This window comes from Variovorax sp. GW822-FHT04A09 (assembly GCF_058801005.1).
The window spans coordinates 440,150-463,245 of sequence record NZ_JBXAMV010000005.1 but is presented as its reverse complement, the minus strand read 5'-3'; the positions used below and the strand labels follow the sequence as shown (position 1 = coordinate 463,245).

Genomic DNA, 23,096 nt, shown 5'->3' with positions numbered 1-23,096 from the left:
TCAGGTTCAGTGCCCGCCCGACACCACCACCGGGATCTCGGTGGCCGGCGGCGTGTTGCGGCTGCGGCCGCAGCGCACGAGGCCGTCGATCATCACCATGCCCACGCCCGGGATGTCGCCCAGCTGCACGCTTTCGAGCAGGCCCGGCGCGGGCGAATGCTGGGCACGGTCCATGAACACGAAGTCGGCCGCGCGGCCCACTTCGATCAAGCCGCAGTTGAGCTTGCGGATCTTCGCCGTGTTGCCCGTGGCGAAGCAGAACACCAGCTCGGCCGGGATGTTCGCGATGGACGACAGCATCGCCACCATGCGCAGGATGCCCAGCGGCTGCACGCCCGAGCCCGCGGGCCCGTCGGTGCCCAGGATCACGCGGTGCGGGCACTTCAGTTCGAGCGCCGCCCGGGCCGCCGCGATGGCGACCTTCTCGTTGCCGTTGTGCACGATCTCGATGGCGCGCGTGCTCTTCTCGCACAGCTCGCACACGTGCGCCTCGGGCAGCGAGGTGTGGCCGCCGTTGATGTGGCCGATGATGTCGGCGTCGGCTTCGAGCACCACGTCCTTGTCGATCAGCCCCGAGCCCGGGATCGACGGGCCGCCCGTGTGGATCGTGCTCTGGATGCCGTACTTGCGCGCCCAGGCCACCATCTCTTTCGCCTCGTAGCCGGCCTTCACCGAGCCCAGGCCCACTTCGCCCAGCAGGCCCACGCCGGCTTCGGCGAGTTCCTTGAAGTCGCTCTCGACCATGCCCTTCTCGATGACTGGGGCGCCGGCCAGCACCTTCACGCCACCGGGGCGGAAGTTGTCGAAGGCGCGCTGCGCGGTGATGGCCAGCGCCTTCAGGCCGACGATGTCCTTCGGGCGGCCGGGCAGGTGCACCTCGCCGGCGGAAATCATGGTGGTCACGCCGCCGTGCATGGTGGAGTCGATCCAGCCGATCTGGCCCTGGCGCGGCGTCCAGTCGCCGAACACCGGGTGCACGTGGCTGTCGATGAGGCCGGGCGCGACGCAGGTCTTGCGCGCATCGATGACGGTCTGTGCGCCTTCGAGGTCGCAGTCTTTCTCCTTGCCGACCGCCACGATCAGGCCGTCGTTCACCACCAGGGTGTCGGCGTCGAGGATGGGCTTGTCGATGTCGCCCGAGAGCAGCAGCCCGATGTTCTTTATGACGACCTTGCCCGACTTTGCGCCGGCTGCGATTTCTGCCATTTCGTGGTGTCCTCGTCGTGGGGTGGGGAGTTGTTGTCTTGTTCCTGGATGTCGTCCGCGCGCACGGTGCGCAGCAGGGTCTCGATGACGAAGTCTTCCCAGTGCGCGACGGCTTCCGGCGACTCCAGCGGCTCGCCGAGGAAGGCCGTGAGCGTGTGCCGGTTCGAGGTGTAGAAATAGCCGGTGGACGCGATCAGCAGGTAGATGTCGCGCGCCACGAGGTCGGTGCGGAACAGGCCCTGGGCCGCGCCGCTGGCAAGGATTTCCGAAATGATGGCCACCGCCCGCGACGAGTACTCGCGCGCCCGCAGCGACTTCGAGATGTGCCGGCCCTTGTGCAGGTTCTCGGTATTCAGCAGGGTGACGAACTCGGGGTTCTTGCGGTAGTAGCCGAGCACGAAGCGGATGACTTCGGTGAGCGCTTCCACGGGCCGCGAGGCATCGAGCGCAATGGCGGCCTCGGCGTCGTCCATGCGCTGGTAGATGCCTTCGAGCACCGCGATGAACAGGCCCTCTTTGCTGCCGAAGTAGTAGTAGATCATCCGGTCGTACGACTTGGCGGCCTTGGAGATCTTCTCCACGCTGCCGCCGTCGTAGCCGTACTTGGCGAACACCTTGGTCGCCGCCTTGAGGATGCTGTCGCGCGTGGCCTGGGCCGCGGCCTCGCGCACGCCGGTGCGGCGCTGGGGCTTGGGCTTGCTGACGGAGCGGGAGTCGGCCATCGTGCGCGCAGCGCCTGTGTGTCGGGTCTTACTTCTCGGCGAAGGCGCGTTCGACCACGAAGTCGCCCGGCGTCGAGGTGTTGCCTTCCTTGAAGCCGCGCTTTTCCAGGATGTGCTTCAGGTCGACCAGCAGGCCGGGGCTGCCGCACAGCATCACGCGGTCTTCCTCGACGTTCAGCGGGGGCAGGCCCAGGTCGTCGGTGAGCTTGTTGCTCTCGATCAGGTCGGTGACGCGGCCCTGGTTGCGGAACTCCTCGCGCGTGACCGTGGGGTAGTACAGCAGCTGCTTGGCGATCATCTCGCCCAGGATCTCGTGCTTGGGCAGGTGGTCGGTCACGAGGTCGTGGTAGGCCAGCTCATCGACCTGGCGCACGCCGTGCACCAGGATGACCTGCTCGAACTTCTCGTACGTGTCGGGGTCGCGGATGATGCTCATGAACGGCGCCAGGCCGGTGCCCGTGCCGAACAGGTACAGGCGCTTGGCCGGCAGCGTGTAGTCGATGAGCAGCGTGCCGGTGGGCTTGCGGCCCACGATCACGGTGTCGCCCACCTGGATGTGCTGCAGCTTCGAGGTGAGCGGGCCGTCTTCCACCTTGATGCTCAGGAACTCCAGGTGCTCCTCGTAGTTCGGGCTCACGATGCTGTAGGCGCGCAGCAGGGGCTTGTTGTTGACCTTCAGGCCGATCATCGTGAAATGACCGTTCGAGAAGCGCAGCGCCGGGTCGCGCGTGGTGGTGAAGGTGAACAGGCGGTCGGTCCAGTGGTGGACGCTCAGGACGCGTTCTTCGCTGAATGCACTCATACAGAACTCAAGTGTTGGTTGAAGACAGAAAAGGGTGGCTGAGCCGAAATGCACGCCTTTGGGGCGTCCGCCATCGGCCGGCTAGCAACCCTCCATTGTCGTTGGTCGGAAAAACCCCGATGAACACCGCGAGAAAACACCATTGCAAGCATCGGGCCTGTTTGCTACATTGACCTTTGATGTAGTGAACGCAACATGAAAGTGTAGGGGATGCTACACAAACGAAAGCCGCCGCACAAGCACCTGCACGGCACGTTTGTTGCAAACCTCCGGGGCCTGAAGACCCGCTCCGACAGCACCACACCACGAGATCGCCCCGATGACTGAACACACCAAGACAGACGGACTGCCCGGCATCGACATGCCCCTGGTCGCGCAGGCCGGCGGCGCCGCCTTCGGCAAGGCGCCGCCGCGCAACGAGAAGATGAGCACCGCCAAGGTCGAGTGCAACGCCTGCCCGGTGCTGTGCCAGATCTCCGACGGCCGCACCGGCGCCTGCGACCGCTACGCTAACCGCCAGGGCGTGCTGGTGCGCGTCGATCCGGTGGTGCTGCTGCGCCGCACGCTCGCCAGCGAACAGCCGGCGCTCGTGCCCTTCGACCGGCCCGGCGCCGAGGCGGCCGAGGCCGATGCCGCACCCGACTGGAACGGCGACCTGCTGCACGCCGACGAGGTCTTCGTCACCGGCGTGGGCTCGTCCACCACGTATCCCGACTACAAGCCCGCGCCCTTCATCGTGGCTTCCAAAGCCCAGGGCGTCGACATGGTCACCGTCGTCACCGAAGGCATCTTCAGCTACTGCAGCTTCAAGGTGAAGATCGACACCGACCGCTTCCTGGGCGCCGAGCAGGCCAACGTGCGCTACAAGGGCGAGGTCGTGGGCCACGTCACCACGGCCGAGTACGGTTCGCAGATGCTGTCGCTGGGCGGCGTGCACCACCTCACGGGCGGCAGCAAGAAAGAGGGGCGCATGACGGCCGAGCTCATGCAGCTCTTGGGCAACAAGCAGGCGGTCGAATGCACCATCGACGGCGGCGCCAGCCTCGTCATCCAGGCCGGCAAGGCGCCCATCGTCAACGGCGTGGAAGAGCAGCGCATGCGCGTGGGCTGCGGCTCGGCGGCCGTGGGCATCTTCGCGCGCCAGTTCGCCGGCGTGGCCGACGAGGTGGTGGTGGTCGACGACCACATCACCGGCGTGCTCACCGAGCACCAGGCCGGCCGCTGCCTCGACATGACGCCCTCGGGCATCCAGATGCTGGGGCGCAAGTCGACACCCGGGCGCTACTTCCAGGTCGCGAACCCGGGCAACGGCTGGGGCGGCACCGACATCGCCGACCCGCTGGCGATCATCGAAGGCTGGGAAGAGGGCGTGGCCCGCCCCGGCCTGCGGCTGCTCATGACCTCCACCACCGGCGAGCACGCGCAGTGGTACGTGCTCGACGAGGCGCTGAAGCCCATCGAGCAGCCCATGCCGCCCGAGGTGCGCCGCATCGTCGATCGCATCGGCGAAAACTGCGAGCCCTCGCTGTGCACCGTGCTGTTCCTCGGCGGCGCCGGCGGCAGCCTGCGCGCGGGCGTCACCGAGAACCCGGTGCTGCTCACGCGCGCCATCAAGCGCGCGCTGGTCAACGTCACCTGCGGCGGCGCGCCGGCCTATGTGTGGCCCGGCGGCGGCATCACGGTGATGGCCGACGTCATGCGCATGCCCGACAACAGCTTCGGCACCGTGCCCACGCCGGCCATCGTCGCGCCCATCGAGTTCAGCATGCGGCGCGCCGACTACGAGGCGCTCGGTGGGCACGTCGAACACATCTTTCCGCTCGAACAGGCGCTCGCACGCGGTGCGTGGCAGGAAGACGGCGCACCGCTGGCGCGCCAATGGCTCGTCATCGACGATGCCAACCCGTGGCCGCTCGGCCACGCCCCCATGCTGGGCTGAAACCATGTCCGCCCAACGCACGGCGCTCGACGCGGGCCGCTGGCATTTCAACCACGGCCCGATCGACATCGTGGCCGAAGCGCACGGCGACCCGTACGCCGTCGCCGCCGCGCACGACGCGGCCTGGGCGCGCTTCGGCCATGTGCTCGACGAACTCGTGCGCGAGCTGCCGCAGCTGCGCCTGCCCGTGGCCGCACGCCAGCGCCCGCGCGGCGTGGTCGCGCGCCGCATGTGGGACGCCTGCGATGCGTTTTCGCCGCTGTTCCTCACGCCGATGGCGGCCGTGGCCGGCAGCGTGGCGCAGGAACTCATCGCTTTCTACGACCGGCCGGGCATCGAGCGCGCCTGGGTCAACAACGGCGGCGACATCGCGCTGCACCTCGCGCCCGGCCACACGGCGCGCGTGGGCCTGTTCGCCGACCTCGCGCGCTTCGACTGGCGCGACAGCGGCATGCTGACCACCGACGGCCAGTTCGAGCTGCACGCCGACCAACCCGTGCGCGGCGTCGCCACCAGCGGCTGGCGCGGGCGCAGTTTCTCGCTGGGCATCGCCGACAGCGTGACGGTGTTGGCCGCCACCGCGGCGCAGGCTGATGCGGCCGCCACCGTGATCGCCAACGCCGTCGACGTGGCCGACGCCCTCATCCAGCGCCTGCCCGCCAGCGACTGCAAGGACGACAGCGACCTCGGCGACACCCTCGTCACCGTCGACGTGCCGCCGCTGGCGCCCGTGCAGGTGCACCATGCACTCGATGCGGGCGCGGCGTGCGCCCGCGTGCTGCAGAAAAGGGGGCTCGTGTGGGCCGTTCTGCTCGTTTGCCAGGGGCAGTGGCGGCGGGTGGAACCCTTATGCTCGAAGTCGCTGGACATCGCGCTGCCCGAAGCAGTTGGTTCAGTATTTGCTTAACGAAAAGCAAGGTTCTTTTTCATGATCGAAATCCGTCGCGTCTTCACCCATGTCGAGCACATCCACCACGAGTTCGGACCGCGTGCCGAAACCCCGCTGGTGCGCGGTGCCATCGGCGCGGTGCTGACCAATCCTTTCGCGGGCCGCTACGAGCCCGACATCCTGCCGATGATGGCGCTGCTCGACCCCGTGGGCGTCGACATGGCGCACCAGCTGCACGCTGCCATGGACGTGCCGCTCGAACAGATCGCCACCTACGGCAAGGGTGCCATCGTCGGTGCCGACGGCGAGCTGGAGCACGGCGCGCTGTGGCACGTGCCCGGCGGCTACGCCATGCGCGAGCTGCTCGGCTGGAAGGGCAGCCGCGCGGCCTACACCGCGGGCAAGGCCGAGGAGAAAACCGGCCAGCCCGGCAACGCGCTGTCGATCGTGCCTTCGACCAAGAAGGTCGGCCCGCCCGGCGCCGCGCTCGACGTGCCGCTCACCAACATCAACGCCAGCTACGTGCGCGGCCAGTTCGACGCCATCGAGGTGCGCGTGCCCGGCGCGCCGATGGCCGACGAGATCGTCTTCATCCTCGCGATGAGCACCGGCTACCGCGTGCATGCGCGCGTCGGCGGCCTGCTCGCCAAGGACATCAGCAAGTGGGACGGCCTGCGCTGACCGCACAAGACAAGAGACAAGACAAGGAACACACAGACATGACCGCCAACATCCGCAAGCTCGTCATTCAGGTCGATGAAACCCGCAAGGAAATGGGCCAGGACGTGACGCCGCCCACGCGTCGCGCCGTCGCCATCGCCGTGATCGAGAACCCCTACGCCGGCCGCTACAGCGAGAACCTCGACGAACTCATCGCCATCGGCGAAGAGCTCGGCGCGCTGCTCGGCCAGAAGGCCGTGAAGGCGCTGGGCATCGAGCCTGGCCAGGCGCAGAGCTACGGCAAGGCCGCCATCGTCGGCGAGCGCGGCGAGCTGGAGCATGCCGCCGCCATCCTGCATCCCAAGCTGGGCGCGCCGCTGCGCGTGGCGGTCGAGAAGGGCGCCGCGCTCGTGCCTTCGGCCAAGAAGCAGGGCACGCTGGGCACCGCCATCGACGTGCCGCTGGGCCACAAGGACGCCGCATTCGTGCGCAGCCACTTCGACGCCGTCGAGGCCCGCGTGGCCGACGCGCCGCGTGCCAACGAGATCGTCGTGGCCGTGGCCGTCACCGACAGCGGCCGTCCGCTGCCGCGCGTCGGCGGCCTGCAGGTCAGTGAAATCAAGGGCGAAGACGGTCTTCGCTGACCTGTCATTGCATCGTCACCCGCATCGTGTTTTCTGTTCGAACTTCTAGGAGCTTCCCGATGAATCCATTGCGCCTTGCCTTCTGCGCCGCTTCCGTCGTCACGCTGGCCACCGCCCTCGTCCCCGCGCATGCGCAGGGCGTGATCAAGATCGGCGAAATCAACAGCTACAAGGCGCAGCCCGCCTTCCTCGAGCCCTACAAGAAGGGCATGGAACTGGCGGTCGACGAGATCAACGCCAAGGGCGGCGTCAACGGCAAGAAGCTGGAGCTCATCAGCCGCGACGACAACGCCAACCCCGGCGACGCCGTGCGCGTGGCCGAAGAACTCATCTCGCGCGAGAAGGTCGACGTGCTGGCCGGCGCCTTCCTGTCGAACACCGGCCTGGCGCTGACCGACTTCGCCAAGCAGAAGAAGTTCTTCTATCTGGCCGCCGAGCCGCTCACCGACAAGATCGTCTGGAGCAACGGCAACAAGTACACCTACCGCCTGCGCCCCTCGACCTACATGCAGGTCGCGATGCTGGTGCCCGAGGCCGCCAAGCTCAAGAAGAAGCGCTGGGCCATCGTGTACCCCAACTACGAATACGGCCAGTCGTCGGTCGCCACCTTCAAGACGCTGCTCAAGGCGATCCAGCCCGACGTCGAGTTCGTCGCCGAGCAGGCGCCGCCGCTGGGCAAGGTCGATGCGGGCAGCGTGGTGCAGGCCCTGGCCGATGCCAAGCCCGACGCCATCTTCAACGTGCTGTTCGGCGCCGACCTGTCCAAGTTCGTGCGCGAAGGCAACACGCGCGGCCTGTTCAAGGACCGCGAGGTCGTGAGCGTGCTGACCGGCGAGCCCGAGTACCTCGACCCGCTGAAGGACGAGGCGCCCAACGGCTGGGTCGTCACCGGCTACCCCTGGTACGGCGTGAAGACCGCCGAGCACAAGGCCTTCAACGACGCCTACCAGGCCAAGTTCAAGGACTACCCGCGCCTGGGCTCGGTGGTGGGCTACAGCGCCATCTACTCGATTGCCGCCGGCGTGAAGAAGGCCGGCAGCACCGACACCGAGAAGCTCGTGGCCGCCTTCAAGGGCCTGCAGGTCGACACGCCCTTCGGCAAGATCAGCTACCGCGCACAGGACAACCAGTCCACCATGGGCGCGTACGTCGGCAAGACCAAGAACGATGGCGGCAAGGGCGTGATGGTCGACTACGTGTACCTCGACGGTGCCAAGTTCCAGCCCACCGACGACGAAGTGAAGAAGATGCGCCCTGCGGACTGACCGCACGGCTCCTGCAACGCGTCCGCCGCCGCTTCTTGAGCGCGGCGGGGCGCGGTGTCTCCAGTTTCCTCAGGGTCCCTCATGAGCTTTTCAGGCTTCGTTGTTCAGTTGCTCAACGGGTTGGCCGGCGCGTCTTCGCTGTTCTTGGTGGCGGCCGGCCTCTCGTTGATCTTCGGCGTGACGCGCATCGTCAACTTCGCCCATGGATCTTTTTTCATGGTGGGCATCTACGTCGCGTACACGCTGGTCGAGAAGCTCGGCCCGAGCGTGGGCTTCTGGCCGGCGCTGTTGATCGCCGCGCTCGCGGTGGGCGTGCTGGGTGCGCTCATCGAGGTGCTGCTGCTGCGCCGCATCTACAAGGCGCCCGAGCTGTTCCAGCTGCTCGCCACCTTCGCGCTGGTGCTGGTCATCAAGGACGCGGTGCTGTGGCTCTGGGGGCCTGACGAACTGCTCGGCCCGCGCGCGCCGGGCCTGAAGGGCTCGGTCGAAATCCTCGGGCGCCAGTTTCCTTCCTACGACCTGTTCCTGATCGTCGTCGGCCCGCTGGTGCTCGGCCTCGTGTGGCTGCTGCTCACGCGCACGCGCTTCGGCACGCTGGTGCGCGCCGCCACGCAAGACCGCGAGATGGTCAGCGCGCTGGGCGTCAACCAGGCCTGGCTCTTCACCGCCGTGTTCGCGCTCGGCGCGCTGCTCGCGGGCCTGGGCGGCGCACTGCAACTGCCGCGCGAACCCGCCACGCTCGAGATGGACCTGAACACCATCGGCGCCGCCTTCGTCGTCGTCGTGGTCGGCGGCATGGGCTCGCTGCCCGGCGCCTACGTGGCCGCGCTGCTCATCGCCGAGATCAAGGCCGTGTGCATCTGGCTGGGCGTGGTGCAGGTCTTCGGCATCGACGTGTCGTTCTCCAAGCTCACGCTGATGGTCGACTTCCTCGTGATGGCCATCGTGCTGGTGTGGCGCCCCTGGGGCCTGTTCGGCCGGCCGCAGGCGCCGAGCCGCTACGTCGGCATGCAGGAAGAGCCGCTGCGCCGCCCCAGCACCGCCTACATCGTGGCCGCCGCCGGGCTGGCGCTGGTGCTGGCCGCGCTGCCGCTGCTGACGGCCGGCTCGCCCTACACCACGGTGCTGATGATCGACCTGCTGATCGCCGCGCTGTTCGCCACCAGCCTGCACTTCATCATGGGGCCGGCCGGCATGCACTCCTTCGGCCACGCCGCCTACTTCGGCCTCGGGGCCTACGGCGCGGCGCTGCTGGTGCGCGCGCTGCACCTGCCGATGGAGCTGGCACTCGTGGTCGCGCCGCTGGTGGCCGCACTCGGCGCCTTCGTCTACGGCTGGTTCGCCGTGCGGCTGTCGGGCGTGTACCTGGCGATGCTCACGCTGGCCTTCGCGCAGATCACCTGGGCCGTCACCTACCAGTGGGACAGCTTCACGGGCGGCAGCAACGGCCTGACCGGCGTGTGGCCCTCGGAGTGGCTGTCGAACAAGCAGGTGTACTACTGGCTCACGCTGGTGCTCGTGGGCGCGGGCGTGTGGTGGCTGCGCCGCGTGCTGTTCTCGCCCTTCGGCTATGCGCTGCGCGCGGGCCGCGACTCGGTGCTGCGCGCCGACGCCATCGGCATCGACGTCAAGCGCATGCAGTGGGCGGCCTTCGTCATCGCCGGCACCGTGGCCGGCCTGGCCGGCGCGCTCTATGCGTTCTCCAAGGGCAGCATCTCGCCCGAGAGCCTGTCGGTCGGCAAGTCGGTCGACGGCCTCGTGATGGTGCTGCTGGGCGGCATCCAGACGCTGGCGGGGCCCGTGGTCGGCGCCGTCACCTTCACCTGGCTGCACGACACCGTGGCACGCAACACCGACTACTGGCGCGCGATGCTCGGCGCCATCATCCTGATCCTGGTGCTCTTGTTCCCGCAGGGCATTGCCGGGTCGATCAAACAGCTCGTCGATCGCTGGCGTGCACCGAAGCATGATGAAGCAGACGCCAAGCTCAAGGAGGTGAAGGCATGAGCCTCCTCAAAGTCACCAACCTCGGCAAATCGTTCGGCGGCGTGAAGGCCGTGGACGGCATCAGCTTCGAGCTGCCGCCCGGCGAACTGCTCGCGCTCATCGGCCCCAACGGCGCCGGCAAATCGACCACCTTCAACATGGTGAACGGCCAGCTCAAGGCCGACCAGGGCTCGATCACGCTCGACGGCCACGAGCTCGTGGGCCGCAAGCCGCGCGAGATCTGGCGCAAGGGCGTGGGCCGCACCTTCCAGATCGCCGAAACTTTTGCCTCGCTCACCGTGGTCGAGAACGTGCAGATGGCGCTGCTCTCGCACGACCACAAGCTGTTCTCGATGTGGCGCCGCGCGGCCGACCACAAGCGCGACGAAGCGCTGGCGCTGCTCGACCAGGTCGGCATGAAGGCGCAGGCCGACCGGCCCTGCAGCGTGCTGGCCTACGGCGACGTGAAGCGCGTCGAACTCGCCATCGCCATGGCCAATTCGCCCAAGCTGCTGCTCATGGACGAGCCCACCGCCGGCATGGCGCCCCAGGAGCGCAACTCGCTCATGGCGCTCACCAAGGACCTCGTCATCCAGCGCGGCATGGCCGTGCTCTTCACCGAGCACAGCATGGACGTGGTGTTCGCGTACGCCGACCGCATGATCGTGCTGGCGCGCGGGCGCCTCATCGCGCAGGGCAAGCCGCTCGAAATCCGCGACCACCCGAAGGTGCAGGAGGTGTACTTCGGCAGCGGCAAGACCTTCGAGAAGATTGCAGAGAAAGCCGCAGCGCTTGGAGTCACCGCATGAGCACGCACGAACCTCTTCTGGAAGCCAAGGCGCTGTGCGCCTGGTACGGCGCCGCGCAGATCCTCTACGACGTCGACCTCGAAGTGCGGCGCGGCGAAGTCGTCGCGCTCATGGGCCGCAACGGCGCGGGCAAGTCGACCACGCTCAAGACGCTCATCGGCATGCTCACCAAGCGCCGCGGCGCCGTGCGCTTCCTGGGCCACGACATTTCGAAGAGCGAGCCGCACCACGCGGCGCGCCTGGGCCTGGGCTTCGTGCCCGAAGACCGTCGCGTGTTCACCGACCTCACGGTGATGGAGAACCTCGAGGTCGGCAAGCAGCCCGCGCGCCAGTGGGCCGACGGCACCGCCGCGCCGCTGTGGACGCCCGAGCGCCTGTTCCAGCTGTTCCCCAACCTCGGCGAAATGCCCAACCGCCCCGGTGGCCGCATGAGCGGCGGCGAGCAGCAGATGCTCACCGTGGCGCGCACGCTGATGGGCAACCCGTATCTCGTGCTGCTCGACGAGCCCTCCGAGGGCGTGGCCCCGGTCATCGTCGAGCAGATGGCCAACATGATCCTCGAGCTCAAGGCGCAGGGCGTGAGCATCCTGCTGTCGGAGCAGAACATGCACTTCGCCGAGCTGGTCTCCGACCGGGCCTATGTGCTCGAGAAGGGGCAGATCCGCTACCACGCCACGATGGCCGAGTTGGCGGCCAACGAAGAAGTGCGCAGGGCCTACCTCAGCGTCTGACCGTTTCCTTTCCTCAACCACCGGAGTCCACACCATGCATCGCAGAACCGTCCTGAAGTCCGCCGCTGCCCTGGGGCTCGCCGGCAGCCTCGGCAGTTTCGGCCTCTCCGCTTTCGCGGCCGGCAAGATCAAGCCCGGTGGCAAGGCCGCGCTGATCGTGGTCGATGTGCAGAACTGCTTCCTCGATGGCGGCACGCTCGCGGTGAAGGGCGGCAACGAGGTGATCCCGGTCATCAACGCGCTGGCGCCCGCGTTCCAGAACATCGTCGTCACGCAGGACTGGCACACGGCGGGCCACGCCTCTTTCGCGAGCACCTACTCGGGCAAGAAGCCCTTCGAGACCACGAAGCTCAACTACGGGACACAGGTGCTGTGGCCCGACCACTGCGTGCAGGGCACCGACGATGCCGCGCTCGGCAAGGAGCTCAAGGTGCCGACCGCGCAGCTCATCATCCGCAAGGGCTTCCACAAGGACATGGACAGCTACTCCGCCTTCGAGGAGGCCGATCACAAGACGGCCACCGGCCTGGCCGGCTACCTGAAGGCGCGCGGCATCAAGACCGTGTTCGTCACCGGCCTAGCCACCGACTTCTGCGTGGCCTGGACCGCGATGGACGCGCGCAAGGCCGGCTTCGAGGCCTACGTGATCGAAGACGCCACGCGCGGCATCGACCTCAACGGCTCGCTGGCCGCCGCCTGGAAACAGATGACGGCCAAGGGCGTCAAGCGCATCCAGTCCGGCGACATCCAGGCCGGCTGACGACCCCGAAGTCCGCGGCGCCGCCGCGGCAACACCCCTCCGACGACAACAACAAAGAGACAGACGACGCATGAAGCTTTCGATTTCAAGGCGCACCCTGGTGGCGGGCGGCGCGGCCCTGGCCTTCGGTCCCGGTCTGCTGCGGCCGGCGCGCGCGGACAACGGCGTGACCGACAGCACCATCCGCATCGGCCAGTCGGCCGTGTTCAGCGGCCCGGCGAAAGACTTCGGCGTCGACTACCGCGCGGGCATCCAGCTGTACTTCGACCGCGTCAACAAGTCGGGCGGCATCCACGGGCGCAAGATCGAACTCGTCATCTACGACGACGCCTACGAGCCCGCGAAGACGGCTGCCAACACGGCCAAACTGATCGACGAGGACAAGGTCTTCGCGCTCACCGGCTACGTCGCCACGGGCAACCTCGCGGCCGCCATGCCGCTGGCCGAGAAGGCCGGCGTGCCGATGTTCGCGCCGCTGGTGGGCACCACGTCCTTCCGCACAAAAACCAACCGCTACCTTTTCCACGTGCGCGCGGGCTACGACCTGGAGCTGCGCAAGATCATCAGCCACCTTTCGACGCTGGGTATCCAGTCGATCGCCGTGGTCTACCAGGACAGCGCCTTCGGCAAGTCGAACCTCGCCACCTGCGAGCAGCTGGCCGCCGAGTACAAGGTGAAGGTGGTGCAGACGCTGCCCATGGCCATCGCAGCCGAAGACGCCAAGCAGGTGATCGGCGGGCTCGCCGAAGGCCGCCCCGGCGCCGTCGTGATGATCATGGCCGGGCGCATGACCGAGGTCTTCATCCGCGACTACCGCGCGAGCGGCGCGGCCGCGCCGCTGTACACGCTGTCGGTCGGCATCACCGACGCGGCGGGTTCGGCCAAGCGGCTGGAAGGCAAGCTCGCCGGGCTGGTCACGGCCAGCATCGTGCCGCCGCCCGGTGCGCAGCGCGTGCCCATCGTGGCCGACTACCAGCGCGACCGCGCCGAGTTCGGCCAGAAGATCGACAGCTACACCGCGCTCGAGGGCTACATCGTCGCGCGCGTGATGGCCGAGGGCCTGCGCCGCGCGGGCAAGGCGCTCACGCGCGACAGCTTCATCGCCGGGCTCGAGAGCATCGGCAGCACGCGCTTCGGCGACTTCCCCGTCGACTACAGCGCGAAGAACCACAACGGCTCGACCTTCGTGGACCTGGAGATGTACACCCGTGACGGCCAGTTGCGGCGCTGAGCCGCTGCACCTGCAGGTCAACGGCCGGGCGCACACGCTCGCCGGCGTGCCGCGCGAAGCCTCGCTGCTGCACCTGCTGCGCAACGACCTGGGGCTCAACGGGCCCAAGTACGGCTGCGGGCTCGGGCAGTGCGGTGCGTGCACGGTGCATGTCGACGGCGTGGCCGCGCGGTCCTGCGTGATTCCCGCGCACGGCGTGGCAGGGCGCAGCATCACCACGCTCGAAGGCCTGGGCATGCGCGGGCGCTGGCACCCGGTGCAGGCCGCCTTCGAAGACGCGCAGGCCGCGCAGTGCGGCTACTGCCTCAACGGCATGGTGATGCAGGCCGCGGCGCTGCTGGCACGCGACCCCAATGCCAGCGAGGCGCGCATCCGCAGCGAGCTCTCGGGCAACCTGTGCCGCTGCGGCACGCACATCGAGATCCTCGACGCCGTGCAGCGCGCCGCCGTGCGCCTGCGTGCGGCCCCGCCGGACGCCCCCGCCGCATGACGCGCCGCGCCGACCTGCCGCAGACGCGCGCGGAATTCCTTGCCGCCGACGGCGTGCTGCTGGTGGTGCGCGAGGCACCGCCCCCGCCGCCGCCCGCCAAGGGCCAGCCCGCCTTCATCGCCAGCCACCCCAGCGAAGGCGACGAGGTGCTGCTCGCGCTGTGGGACGACGGCAGCGTCTCCGCGCTCAACGGCCACGTCGACCTGGGCACCGGCATCCAGACCGCGCTGGCGCAGATCGTGGCCGAGGAGCTCGACCTCGGCATGCCCTGCGTGCGCATGATGCTCGGCGACACCGCGCGCGCGCCCAACCAGGGCGCGACCATCGCGAGCGCGTCGATCCAGATCCACGCGCAGCCGCTGCGGCTGGCCGCCGCGCAGGCACGCGCCTGGCTGCTGGCGCGCGCGGCCGAGCGGCTGGGCGTGGCCGTCGATGCGCTGCAGGTGCGCAACGGCGTGGTGCGCGTGGTCGAGGCGCCGGAGCGCCACCTCAACTACGCGGACCTCGTGGCGCACCAGCGCACGGTGCTGCGGCTGGACCTCGATGCCACCCCCAAGAACCCGGCCGACTACCGCCTCGTCGGCACGCGCCAGGCGCGCGTCGACATCCCGGCCAAGCTCGCGGGCGACCTCGTGTTCGTGCACGACAGGCGCGTGCCCGGCATGCTGCACGGCCGCGTGGTGCGCCCGCCGTATGCGGGCGCGGACCACGGCGAGTTCATCGGCAACACGCTCGAATCGGTCGATGAATCGTCGATCGCGCACATCCCCGGCATCCGTGCCGTGGTCGTGGTGCGCGACTTCGTCGGCATCGTCGCCGAGCGCGAAGAGCACGCCGAGCAGGCGATGCGTGAGCTGCGCGTGACCTGGAAGCCCTGGCCCGGCATGCCCGACCTGCGCGACGTGGCGCAGGCCCTGCGCGACAACCCCTCGACGCAGCGCCTGCTGGTCGACGAGGGCGATGTCGATGGCGCGATGGCCACCGCCGCGCAGCCGATGCAGCGCACCTACGTGTGGCCGTACCAGATGCATGCGTCCATCGGCCCGTCGTGCGCGCTGGCCGAGTGGCAGCCCGCCGACGGCAGCGGCAGCGGCATGCAGCTGCGCTGCTGGGCCGGGTCGCAGAACCCGCACGTGCTGCGCGCCGATCTCGCCAAGCTCATGGGCGTGGACGACGTGCAGGTCGACGTGGTGCGCATGGAGGCCGCGGGCTGCTACGGCCGCAACGGCGCCGATGACGTGGCGGCCGATGCCGCGCTGCTCGCGCGCGCCGTGGGCGCACCGGTGCGCGTGCAGCTCTCGCGCGAGCAGGAGCATGCGTGGGAGCCCAAGGGCGCCGCGCAGCTCATGGAGATCGACGGCGGGCTCATGGCCGACGGCCGCGTCGCCGCCTACGACTTCGAGACCTCGTATCCGTCGAACGGTGCGCCCACGCTGGCGCTGCTGCTCACGCGCACGGTCGAGCCCGTGGCGCAGGCCTACGAGATGGGCGACCGCACCGCGCGCCCGCCTTACAGCTACGACAACCTGCGCGTGAAGGTCAACGACATGGCGCCGATCGTGCGCGCCTCGTGGCTGCGCGGCGTGTCGGCGCTGCCGAGTTCGTTCGCGCACGAGTCGTACATCGACGAGCTGGCCACGGCCGCGGGTGTCGACCCCGTGCAGTTCCGCCTGCGGCACCTGGACGACCCGCGCGCGATCGAGCTCGTGCAGGCCACCGCGCAGAAGGCCGGCTGGCGCATGCGCACCGGGCCGCAGGAGAACGCCGACGGCGGGCTCGGCGAAGGCGGCGACATCCTCTTTGGCCAGGGCTTTGCGTACGCGCGCTACATCCACAGCAAGTGGCCGGGCTTCGGCGCCGCGTGGGCTGCGTGGGTGGCCGATGTCGAGGTCAACCAGAAGACCGGCGAGGTGCATGTGCGCCGCGTGGTGGTGGGGCACGACGCGGGGCTGCTGGTCAACCCGGCGGGGGTCGAGCACCAGGTGCACGGCAACGTGATCCAGACCACGAGCCGTGCGCTCAAGGAGCAGGTGCAGTTCGCGCCGCAGCAGGGCGCCGCAACGGGTGGCGCGCAGTTGCCGGGCGTGCTGCCTTCGGGCGTGGTCGCGAGCCGCGAATGGGGCAGCTACCCGATCCTCAATTTCCGCGACGTGCCGGTGATCGAGGTCATGCACATGCCACGCCCCGGCGAGCCGTCGCTGGGCGCGGGCGAGTCGTCGTCGGTGCCGGGCACGGCGGCGATCGCGAATGCGATCTTCGATGCGACGGGCGTGCGCTTCCGCTCGCCGCCGTTCACGCCGGAGACGGTGCTGGCGGAATTGAACCGGGGGTCGCTGCCACCGCCGCCGGGGCAGGGCGAGGGACGCGCGAAGGGCGATGCCGCCGGACCCTCTCCCGCACCTGCCTCAGGCGCAGGTGTGCGGGACGCCCTGTGGCCGCGTCGCAAGGGCCTGTGGGCCACCGGCGCCGCGCTCTTCATCGGCGGCCTGGGCGTCATCGCCGGCCTGCTCGGCTGGCGCTCGGCCATCGCGCCGGTGTCGCTCAGCGCACCGGTCTACAGCGAGTCCACCATCGAGCGCGGCCGCGTGCTCGCCGCGCTCGGCGACTGCGCCGTGTGCCACACCGCGCCCGGCGGCGCGCCCAACGCCGGTGGCCGCGCGATGGACACGCCCTTCGGCACGCTCTACACCACCAACCTCACGCCCGATGCCGAGACGGGCCTGGGCCGCTGGTCCTTCAGCGCCTTCCAGCGCGCGATGCGCGAAGGCGTCTCGCGCGACGGCCACCACCTGTACCCCGCGTTCCCCTACACCGCCTTCGCGAAGACCAGCGACGACGACCTGCAGGCGCTCTATGCGTACTTCATGGCGATGCCGGCGGTGCGCGCGCCAACGCCCAAGTCCGAGCTCAAGTTCCCCTTCAACCTGCGCCCGCTGATGGCCGGCTGGAACGCGCTGTTCCACGACCCCGCACCGCTGCCGCCCGTGCCCACGCAGAGCGCCGAATGGAACCGCGGCGCCTACCTCGTCAACGGCCTGGGCCATTGCGGCGCCTGCCACACGCCGCGCAACGCGCTCGGCGCGGAGCAGGGCGGCAGCGCGTTCCTTTCGGGCGCGATGGTCGATGGCTGGGAAGCGCCCGCACTCACGCAGCTGTCGAAAGCCGCCGTGCCGTGGGACACCGACGCGCTGTACCGCTACCTGCGCAACGGCCACTCGCCACGCCACGGCATCGCGGGCGGCCCGATGGCCGAGGTGGTGCGCGAACTCGCGCAGGTGCCCGACGCCGACGTGCGCGCCATGGCCGTCTACCTCGGCTCGTTCAATCCCGAGCCGGTCGCGCAACCGCAGGCGCTCGCGCAACAGGCCATCGACAACGCGGCGCGCACGCAAGGCCAGCTGCTCGGCCCCGCGCAGCGCATGTTCGACAGCGCCTGTGCCTCATGCCACCACGACGGCGACGGCCCCACGCTGTTGGGCGTGAACACGCCGCTCGCACTCAACAGCAGCCTCACGAGCACACGGCCCGACAACCTGCTGCGCACCATCCTCGACGGCGTGCGCGCGCCCGCGCACCGCGACATCGGCTTCATGCCCGCATTCCGCGAGGCGCTCGACGACCGCCAGATCGCCGACCTCGCCGGCTACATGCGCGCACGTTTCGCGCCGCAGGAAGCGCCGTGGACGAACCTGCCCGCCGAGGTGGCGCGCGTGCGGGCCACGCCGGGCCACTGACCCGCGGCGGGCGTGGCCGCAGGCCCGCGGCTACGATGGCGCGCAGACCTTATTCACGGAGACACCCCACCATGCCTTTGGACCTTTCGACCGCTTCCAGCCTGCCCCGCGACGCCGAGCGCGCCACCCTTGTCGGCCGTCTCTGGCAACCCGGCGTGGGCCCGGTGCTGGTGGCCGTGCAGGGCGATGGCCTGCACGACCTGTCAAAGCTCGCGCCCACCATGAGCGACCTGCTCGAAGGCAAGGGCTCGCCGGCCGAAGCCGTGCGCGCTGCATTGCAGAGTGGCACCGCGCCACGTATCGCCGCACTCGATGCCGTGCTGGCCAACAGCGACGAAAGCACGCGCGACAGCCACCAGGCCTGGCTGCTCGCCCCCTGCGACCTGCAGGTCGTGAAGGCCAGCGGCGTGACCTTCGTCGCGAGCCTGCTCGAACGCGTGATCGAAGAGCAGGCACGCGGCGATGCCTCGCGCGCCGAAGCCACGCGCGCGGCCATCGGCGATGTGCTGGGCGACAACCTCGCCGACATCGTGCCGGGCTCGCCCGAAGCCATGAAGGTGAAGGACGTGCTCATCGCGCAAGGCATGTGGTCGCAGTACCTCGAGGTCGGCATCGGCCCCGACGCCGAGGTCTTCACCAAGGCCCCGGTGCTCGCGGCCGTGGGCACGGGCGCCGACGTGGGCATCCACGCGGACTCGGCCTGGAACAACCCCGAGCCCGAAGTCGTGCTCGCAGTGAACAGCCGCGGCGAGACGCTCGGCGCCGCGCTCGGCAACGACGTCAACCTGCGCGACTTCGAAGGCCGCAGTGCACTGCTGCTGGGCAAGGCCAAGGACAACAACGCCTCGTGCGCCATCGGGCCGTTCATCCGTCTGTTCGATGCGCACTTCGGCATCGCCGACGTGCGGCGCATCACGGTCGCGTTGAACGTGACCGGCCCCGAAGGCTTCACGCTCGAAGGTTCGAGCTCGCTCGCGAAGATCAGCCGCGATCCGCTCGACCTCGTGGCGCAGACACTCAACCGCCACCACGCCTACCCAGACGGTTTCATGTTGTTTCTGGGCACGATGTTCGCGCCGACACAAGACCGTCACGGACCGGGGCAAGGATTCACGCATGTCGTGGGCGACCATGTGCGCATCGCGGCCCCTGAATTGGGTGCGTTGAACAACCGCGTCGTGCATGCAGACCAGGCGCCGCGGTGGTCTTTCGGCCTCGGTGCGTTGATGCGCAACCTCGCGTCGCGTCGGCTGCTGTAGCCCGTACTTCTGCACTTTAAAAGCAGATGTACTCCTTTGGAATTCAGAGGCTGCACTTTGCATTCTGTTGCGGTTGACCATGCCTCTTCTTACCCTCAAGATGACTACCATCGCGAGTGGATAAATCAAGGGAGTCGTGGTTGCTGCCGAATGAGATCGATCTGTTGCAGACGCCCGTCGAGGGCCCGCTTCCCTGTGGTGAAGATCTGGAATACGACGCCGATTTCATGGCGCTCCAACAGGCGGCCACGGGCAAGCGCGAGCAGCAGTTCGGCGACACCATCATCCCCGCCGAGCCGCCCGACTGGGCGCGCGTAGACCGCATCGCACGACAGCTGTGCCTGCGCACGCGCGACCTGCGCGTGCTGGTGCCGCTCACGCTCGCATGGACCGAAAGCCGCGGCCTGCCGGGCTATGTCGACGGGCTGCGGCAGGTCGATGCGGTGCTGCAGACTTTCTGGAACGACGTGCATCCGCGCGTCGTCGATGGCACGAACGAAGACCCGCTGCCGCGCATGAATGCGCTGGCCGCACTGGCCGAAGCCGAAGGGCTCGGACGCAGCGTGCGCGATGCGCGGCTGCTCGAAGACGGCGGCACGGCGATGAGCCTGCGGCAGGTCGAGGCGCTGCTCGATTCGAGCAAGAGCGACCAGGTGGACTACCCCGGCGGCGTCGGCCGCCTGCGCGAGGCCGCACGCCGCGCACACGACAAGGCGGCAGCGCCGGTCGTGGCCTTGCGTGAGGCTTTGGCACTCCTGCAGCGCATCCGCGAGACCTGCGAGCGCGCGCTGGGCCAGAGCTGGGCGCCCGATTTTTCAAGGCTCGAGCGGTCGCTGCGCACCGTGGGCCAGTTGCTGCCGGAGCAGCCGCACAGCGAAGTGCCGCAGGCGTCGGCAACGGGCAGTGCAGAAGACACAAGCGGTGCGGCGCACGTGCACGCACCCGCAGCGCACGTTGCAGCGGCCATGCAGGCTGCAGTGCGCCCGCTGCGGATTCAAGAGATTGAAATATCGGCTCGTGAAGATGTGCAAGTGTTGTTGGAAAAAGCATGCGAGTTCCTGGAACGAACGGAACCGAGCCATCCGGCACCCATGCTGATCCGCAGGGCCCAGCGACTGATGGACCTCAACTTCTTCCAGATCATCGAAGAGCTCGTGCCCGAGGGATTGCAAAAGATAGAAAGCCTTGCCGGCCGCCCGTTGAACGGCGACGCCGCATTGCCCTAGCGGCCGTTGCTGCCGGCGAGCAGGAACAACGCGCCGGCACCGGTCGACCGGTACGACCCATGCATTCAGTTTCAAGAGGACGCTTATGGCAGACAACCGTGTCAGGAACAGTGGTCAGAAGTTCATCGCGCGCAACCGGGCGCCGCGCGTGCAGATCGAGTACGACGTCGAGATCTACGGCAGCGAACGCAAGATCCAGCTGCCCTTCGTGATGGGCGTCATCGCCGACCTCGCGGGCAAGCAGACCGACCCCATGCCCGATCTCGCGGAGCGCGAGTTCATGGCGGTGGACATCGACAACTTCGACGAGCGCATGAAGTCCATCAAGCCGCGCGTTGCGTTCCAGGTGCCCAACACGCTCACCGGCGAAGGCCAGATGAACGTGGACATCACCTTCGACAGCATGGACGACTTCTCGCCCGCGCGCATCGCGCGCCAGGTCGACGCGCTGCAGCAGCTGCTCGAGGCGCGCACCGAGCTGTCGAACCTGCTCTCGTACATGGACGGCAAGAACGGCGCCGAGCAACTCATCGCGCAGGCGCTGCAGAACCCGGCGCTGCTCAAGTCGCTGGCGTCCGCGCCCAACCCCGCGGTCGCGCAGGCGGCCGCCGATGCCGCAGCAGCCAAGCAAGCCGACGACAGGACCGCACCATGAGCACCGCATCCCAGCAAGGCGCACGCGCCCGCACCGCCACCGTCGAAGCGCTCGAGCCCAACGAGTTCTCCGACCTCCTGCAGCGCGAGTTCAAGCCCAAGACCGAGCAGGCGCGCGAGGCGGTGGAAAACGCCGTCAAGACGCTGGCCGTGCAGGCGCTCGAGAACACCGTCACCATCTCGAACGATGCCTACCGCAGCGTGCAGGCCATCATCACGGAGATCGACCGCAAGCTGTCGGAGCAGATCAACCAGATCCTGCACCACGAAGACTTCCAGCAGCTCGAAGGTGCATGGCGCGGCCTGCACTACCTCGTGAACAACACCGAGACCGACGAGCAGCTGAAGATCCGCGTCATGTGCGCCTCCAAGCGCGAAGTGGCGCGCTCGCTCAAGCGCCACAAGGGCATCGGCTGGGACCAGAGCCCGATGTTCAAGAAGATCTACGAAGCCGAGTACGGCCAGTTCGGCGGCGAGCCCTTCGGTGCGCTGATCGGCGACTTCCACTTCGACCACAGCCCGCCCGACGTCGAGATGCTCGGCGAGATGGCCAAGATCGCCGCCGCCGCGCACTGCCCCTTCATCGCCGGCGCCTCGCCCACCGTGATGCAGATGGACTCGTGGCAGGAGCTGTCGAACCCGCGCGACCTGACCAAGATCTTCCAGAACACCGAGCACACCGCGTGGCGCTCGCTGCGCGATTCGGAAGACGCGCGCTACATCGGCCTGGCCATGCCGCGCTTCCTGGCGCGCCTGCCCTACGGTGCGCGCACCAACCCGGTCGACGAGTTCGAGTTCGAGGAAGAAACCGACTCGGCGCTGCACACGCGCTACACCTGGGCCAACTCGGCCTACGCCATGGGCGTGAACATCAACCGCTCGTTCAAGCAGTTCGGCTGGTGCACCTCGATCCGCGGCGTGGAGTCGGGCGGCGCGGTCGAGAACCTGCCCACCCACACCTTCCCCACCGACGACGGCGGCGTGGACATGAAGTGCCCGACCGAGATCGCCATCAGCGACCGGCGCGAGGCCGAGCTGGCCAAGAACGGCTTCATGCCGCTGGTGCACCGCAAGAACTCCGACTTCGCGGCTTTCATCGGTGCGCAGTCGCTGCAGCAACCGGCCGAGTACTACGACGCCGACGCCACGGCCAACGCCAACCTGGCGGCGCGTCTGCCGTACCTGTTCGCGTGCTGCCGCTTCGCGCACTACCTGAAGTGCATCGTGCGCGACAAGATCGGTTCGTTCCGCGAGCGCGAGGACATGGAGCGCTGGCTCAACGACTGGATCATGAACTACGTCGACGGCAGCCCCGGCACCTCGTCGCAGGACACGAAGGCGATGAAGCCGCTGGCGGCGGCCGAAGTCCAGGTGGAAGCCATCGAGGACAACCCCGGCTACTACGCCGCCAAGTTTTTTCTCCGGCCGCACTACCAGCTCGAGGGGCTGACGGTGTCGTTGCGGCTGGTTTCGAAGCTGCCGTCCAACAAGAAGGACAGCAGCTAATTCCACTGTCCCGCTACCGGGCAATTCATCGATAACTTTTGGGGGTCAATCATGGCAGTAGACATGTTCATGCGCGTCGAGGGTGCAAACGGCGAGTCCAAGGACTCCAACCACAAGGACTGGACCGACATCAAGTCGTTTGCATGGGGAGCGACGCAGCCTGGCAACATGGTCAGCGGCGGTGGCGGCGGCGTGGGCAAGGCCAGCTTCAACGACCTGCAGGTGCTCGCGCGCATCGACAAGGCCGCGCCTTCCGTGCTGAAGAACTGCGCGAGCGGCAAGCACCTGAGCAAGGTCGAAGTGGCCGTGTGCAAGGCCGGCGGCTCGCAGATCGAATACACGCGCGTCACGCTCGAAGAGGTGCTCGTCACCTCGGTGCAGTACACGGCCGAGCAGGGCGGCGACGCGGTGCTCGTGCAGTACGCCTTCCAGGCCGCGAAGGTGAAACAGCAGTACTGGGAACAGACCGACAAGGGCGGCAAGGGCGCCGAGACGGTGCTGGGCTGGAACATCAAGGAAAACAAGGAAGCCTGATTTCCTTGTTGCGCGGCGGGGCCGTGGCCTTCAGGGCCATGCAGCCCCC

At 68.4% G+C, this 23,096-nt stretch carries 20 protein-coding genes; 17 read left to right on the top strand and 3 right to left on the bottom strand.

Annotated elements, in window-relative coordinates; genetic code table 11:
• Positions 1-6: 6 nt before the first annotated feature.
• Genes AC1RLW_RS25480 through AC1RLW_RS25470 form a run of 3 tightly spaced genes read right to left on the bottom strand, consistent with a single transcriptional unit; the run spans position 7 to position 2,730 of the window.
• A complete protein-coding gene (locus AC1RLW_RS25480) occupies positions 7-1,206 on the bottom strand; it encodes an amidohydrolase family protein (RefSeq protein WP_159278913.1) in 1,200 nt (399 codons plus the stop codon).
• Positions 1,161-1,928, bottom strand: coding sequence for a TetR/AcrR family transcriptional regulator (locus AC1RLW_RS25475; protein ID WP_095743155.1), 768 nt, complete (start codon positions 1,926-1,928; stop codon positions 1,161-1,163). The genes AC1RLW_RS25480 and AC1RLW_RS25475 overlap by 46 nt, the downstream gene beginning before the upstream one ends.
• 28 nt (positions 1,929-1,956) lie before the next feature.
• Entirely contained in the window at positions 1,957-2,730 is a 774-nt protein-coding gene (locus AC1RLW_RS25470; protein WP_062473986.1) for a ferredoxin--NADP reductase, read from the bottom strand.
• Between the two features lie 319 nt (positions 2,731-3,049).
• Between AC1RLW_RS25470 and AC1RLW_RS25465 the strand changes: the two genes are divergently transcribed.
• From AC1RLW_RS25465 to AC1RLW_RS25385, 17 genes are all read left to right on the top strand, one after another.
• On the top strand, positions 3,050-4,669 hold the full coding sequence (locus tag AC1RLW_RS25465) for a 6-hydroxynicotinate reductase (protein ID WP_493195565.1): 1,620 nt from the start codon (positions 3,050-3,052) through the stop codon (positions 4,667-4,669).
• Between the two features lie 4 nt (positions 4,670-4,673).
• On the top strand, positions 4,674-5,576 hold the full coding sequence (locus tag AC1RLW_RS25460) for a UPF0280 family protein (RefSeq protein WP_493195564.1): 903 nt from the start codon (positions 4,674-4,676) through the stop codon (positions 5,574-5,576).
• A gap of 21 nt (positions 5,577-5,597) precedes the next feature.
• On the top strand, positions 5,598-6,239 hold the full coding sequence (locus AC1RLW_RS25455) for an amino acid synthesis family protein (protein WP_095743158.1): 642 nt from the start codon (positions 5,598-5,600) through the stop codon (positions 6,237-6,239).
• A 38-nt stretch (positions 6,240-6,277) separates the two neighbouring features.
• Positions 6,278-6,862, top strand: a complete 585-nt coding sequence (locus tag AC1RLW_RS25450; protein WP_159273450.1) for an amino acid synthesis family protein — start codon at positions 6,278-6,280, stop codon at positions 6,860-6,862.
• Positions 6,863-6,921: 59 nt separating this feature from the next.
• Positions 6,922-8,127: an ABC transporter substrate-binding protein gene (locus AC1RLW_RS25445; protein WP_062473975.1), complete on the top strand. Its 1,206-nt coding sequence runs from the start codon at positions 6,922-6,924 to the stop codon at positions 8,125-8,127.
• Between the two features lie 81 nt (positions 8,128-8,208).
• A complete protein-coding gene (locus tag AC1RLW_RS25440) occupies positions 8,209-10,134 on the top strand; it encodes an ABC transporter permease (RefSeq protein ID WP_493195563.1) in 1,926 nt (641 codons plus the stop codon).
• The gene (locus AC1RLW_RS25435) at positions 10,131-10,922 is read left to right on the top strand and encodes an ABC transporter ATP-binding protein (protein WP_095949850.1); all 792 of its coding nucleotides are present in this window, start codon (positions 10,131-10,133) and stop codon (positions 10,920-10,922) included. The genes AC1RLW_RS25440 and AC1RLW_RS25435 overlap by 4 nt, the downstream gene beginning before the upstream one ends.
• The gene (locus tag AC1RLW_RS25430) at positions 10,919-11,653 is read left to right on the top strand and encodes an ABC transporter ATP-binding protein (protein WP_139703387.1); all 735 of its coding nucleotides are present in this window, start codon (positions 10,919-10,921) and stop codon (positions 11,651-11,653) included. The genes AC1RLW_RS25435 and AC1RLW_RS25430 overlap by 4 nt, the downstream gene beginning before the upstream one ends.
• Positions 11,654-11,687: 34 nt before the next feature.
• On the top strand, positions 11,688-12,413 hold the full coding sequence (pncA, locus tag AC1RLW_RS25425) for a bifunctional nicotinamidase/pyrazinamidase (protein WP_139703389.1): 726 nt from the start codon (positions 11,688-11,690) through the stop codon (positions 12,411-12,413).
• Positions 12,414-12,483: 70 nt separating this feature from the next.
• A complete protein-coding gene (locus AC1RLW_RS25420; RefSeq protein WP_493195562.1) occupies positions 12,484-13,644 on the top strand; it encodes an ABC transporter substrate-binding protein in 1,161 nt (386 codons plus the stop codon).
• Positions 13,622-14,134: a (2Fe-2S)-binding protein gene (locus AC1RLW_RS25415; RefSeq protein ID WP_493195561.1), complete on the top strand. Its 513-nt coding sequence runs from the start codon at positions 13,622-13,624 to the stop codon at positions 14,132-14,134. Before AC1RLW_RS25420 ends, AC1RLW_RS25415 begins: the two co-directional genes overlap by 23 nt.
• The gene (locus tag AC1RLW_RS25410; protein WP_493195560.1) at positions 14,131-17,868 is read left to right on the top strand and encodes a molybdopterin cofactor-binding domain-containing protein; all 3,738 of its coding nucleotides are present in this window, start codon (positions 14,131-14,133) and stop codon (positions 17,866-17,868) included. The genes AC1RLW_RS25415 and AC1RLW_RS25410 overlap by 4 nt, the downstream gene beginning before the upstream one ends.
• A 71-nt stretch (positions 17,869-17,939) precedes the next feature.
• The gene (locus AC1RLW_RS25405) at positions 17,940-19,127 is read left to right on the top strand and encodes a fumarylacetoacetate hydrolase family protein (protein ID WP_493195559.1); all 1,188 of its coding nucleotides are present in this window, start codon (positions 17,940-17,942) and stop codon (positions 19,125-19,127) included.
• Positions 19,128-19,267: 140 nt separating this feature from the next.
• On the top strand, positions 19,268-20,353 hold the full coding sequence (gene tssA, locus AC1RLW_RS25400; protein WP_493195558.1) for a type VI secretion system protein TssA: 1,086 nt from the start codon (positions 19,268-19,270) through the stop codon (positions 20,351-20,353).
• 85 nt (positions 20,354-20,438) lie between these two features.
• Entirely contained in the window at positions 20,439-21,008 is a 570-nt protein-coding gene (gene tssB, locus AC1RLW_RS25395) for a type VI secretion system contractile sheath small subunit (protein WP_062473966.1), read from the top strand.
• A complete protein-coding gene (gene tssC / locus AC1RLW_RS25390; RefSeq protein ID WP_056583649.1) occupies positions 21,005-22,513 on the top strand; it encodes a type VI secretion system contractile sheath large subunit in 1,509 nt (502 codons plus the stop codon). Before tssB ends, tssC begins: the two co-directional genes overlap by 4 nt.
• A gap of 51 nt (positions 22,514-22,564) precedes the next feature.
• Complete coding sequence (locus tag AC1RLW_RS25385; protein WP_062473964.1) at positions 22,565-23,047, top strand: Hcp family type VI secretion system effector; 483 nt, start codon at positions 22,565-22,567, stop codon at positions 23,045-23,047.
• The last annotated feature ends 49 nt before the right edge of the window (positions 23,048-23,096 follow it).

What these genes read in the sequence shown, in the direction of transcription:
- tssB (WP_062473966.1), top strand. Translation starts at nt 20,439, where the DNA reads ATGGCAGACAACCGTGTCAGGAACAGTGGTCAGAAGTTCATCGCGCGC.
- AC1RLW_RS25410 (WP_493195560.1), top strand. Translation starts at nt 14,131, where the DNA reads ATGACGCGCCGCGCCGACCTGCCGCAGACGCGCGCGGAATTCCTTGCC.
- AC1RLW_RS25440 (WP_493195563.1), top strand. Translation starts at nt 8,209, where the DNA reads ATGAGCTTTTCAGGCTTCGTTGTTCAGTTGCTCAACGGGTTGGCCGGC.
- AC1RLW_RS25450 (WP_159273450.1), top strand. Translation starts at nt 6,278, where the DNA reads ATGACCGCCAACATCCGCAAGCTCGTCATTCAGGTCGATGAAACCCGC.
- AC1RLW_RS25480 (WP_159278913.1), bottom strand. Translation starts at nt 1,206, where the DNA reads ATGGCAGAAATCGCAGCCGGCGCAAAGTCGGGCAAGGTCGTCATAAAG.
- AC1RLW_RS25430 (WP_139703387.1), top strand. Translation starts at nt 10,919, where the DNA reads ATGAGCACGCACGAACCTCTTCTGGAAGCCAAGGCGCTGTGCGCCTGG.
- AC1RLW_RS25435 (WP_095949850.1), top strand. Translation starts at nt 10,131, where the DNA reads ATGAGCCTCCTCAAAGTCACCAACCTCGGCAAATCGTTCGGCGGCGTG.
- AC1RLW_RS25465 (WP_493195565.1), top strand. Translation starts at nt 3,050, where the DNA reads ATGACTGAACACACCAAGACAGACGGACTGCCCGGCATCGACATGCCC.
- AC1RLW_RS25385 (WP_062473964.1), top strand. Translation starts at nt 22,565, where the DNA reads ATGGCAGTAGACATGTTCATGCGCGTCGAGGGTGCAAACGGCGAGTCC.
- AC1RLW_RS25475 (WP_095743155.1), bottom strand. Translation starts at nt 1,928, where the DNA reads ATGGCCGACTCCCGCTCCGTCAGCAAGCCCAAGCCCCAGCGCCGCACC.
- AC1RLW_RS25405 (WP_493195559.1), top strand. Translation starts at nt 17,940, where the DNA reads ATGCCTTTGGACCTTTCGACCGCTTCCAGCCTGCCCCGCGACGCCGAG.
- pncA (WP_139703389.1), top strand. Translation starts at nt 11,688, where the DNA reads ATGCATCGCAGAACCGTCCTGAAGTCCGCCGCTGCCCTGGGGCTCGCC.
- tssC (WP_056583649.1), top strand. Translation starts at nt 21,005, where the DNA reads ATGAGCACCGCATCCCAGCAAGGCGCACGCGCCCGCACCGCCACCGTC.
- AC1RLW_RS25445 (WP_062473975.1), top strand. Translation starts at nt 6,922, where the DNA reads ATGAATCCATTGCGCCTTGCCTTCTGCGCCGCTTCCGTCGTCACGCTG.
- AC1RLW_RS25460 (WP_493195564.1), top strand. Translation starts at nt 4,674, where the DNA reads ATGTCCGCCCAACGCACGGCGCTCGACGCGGGCCGCTGGCATTTCAAC.
- AC1RLW_RS25455 (WP_095743158.1), top strand. Translation starts at nt 5,598, where the DNA reads ATGATCGAAATCCGTCGCGTCTTCACCCATGTCGAGCACATCCACCAC.
- AC1RLW_RS25420 (WP_493195562.1), top strand. Translation starts at nt 12,484, where the DNA reads ATGAAGCTTTCGATTTCAAGGCGCACCCTGGTGGCGGGCGGCGCGGCC.
- AC1RLW_RS25470 (WP_062473986.1), bottom strand. Translation starts at nt 2,730, where the DNA reads ATGAGTGCATTCAGCGAAGAACGCGTCCTGAGCGTCCACCACTGGACC.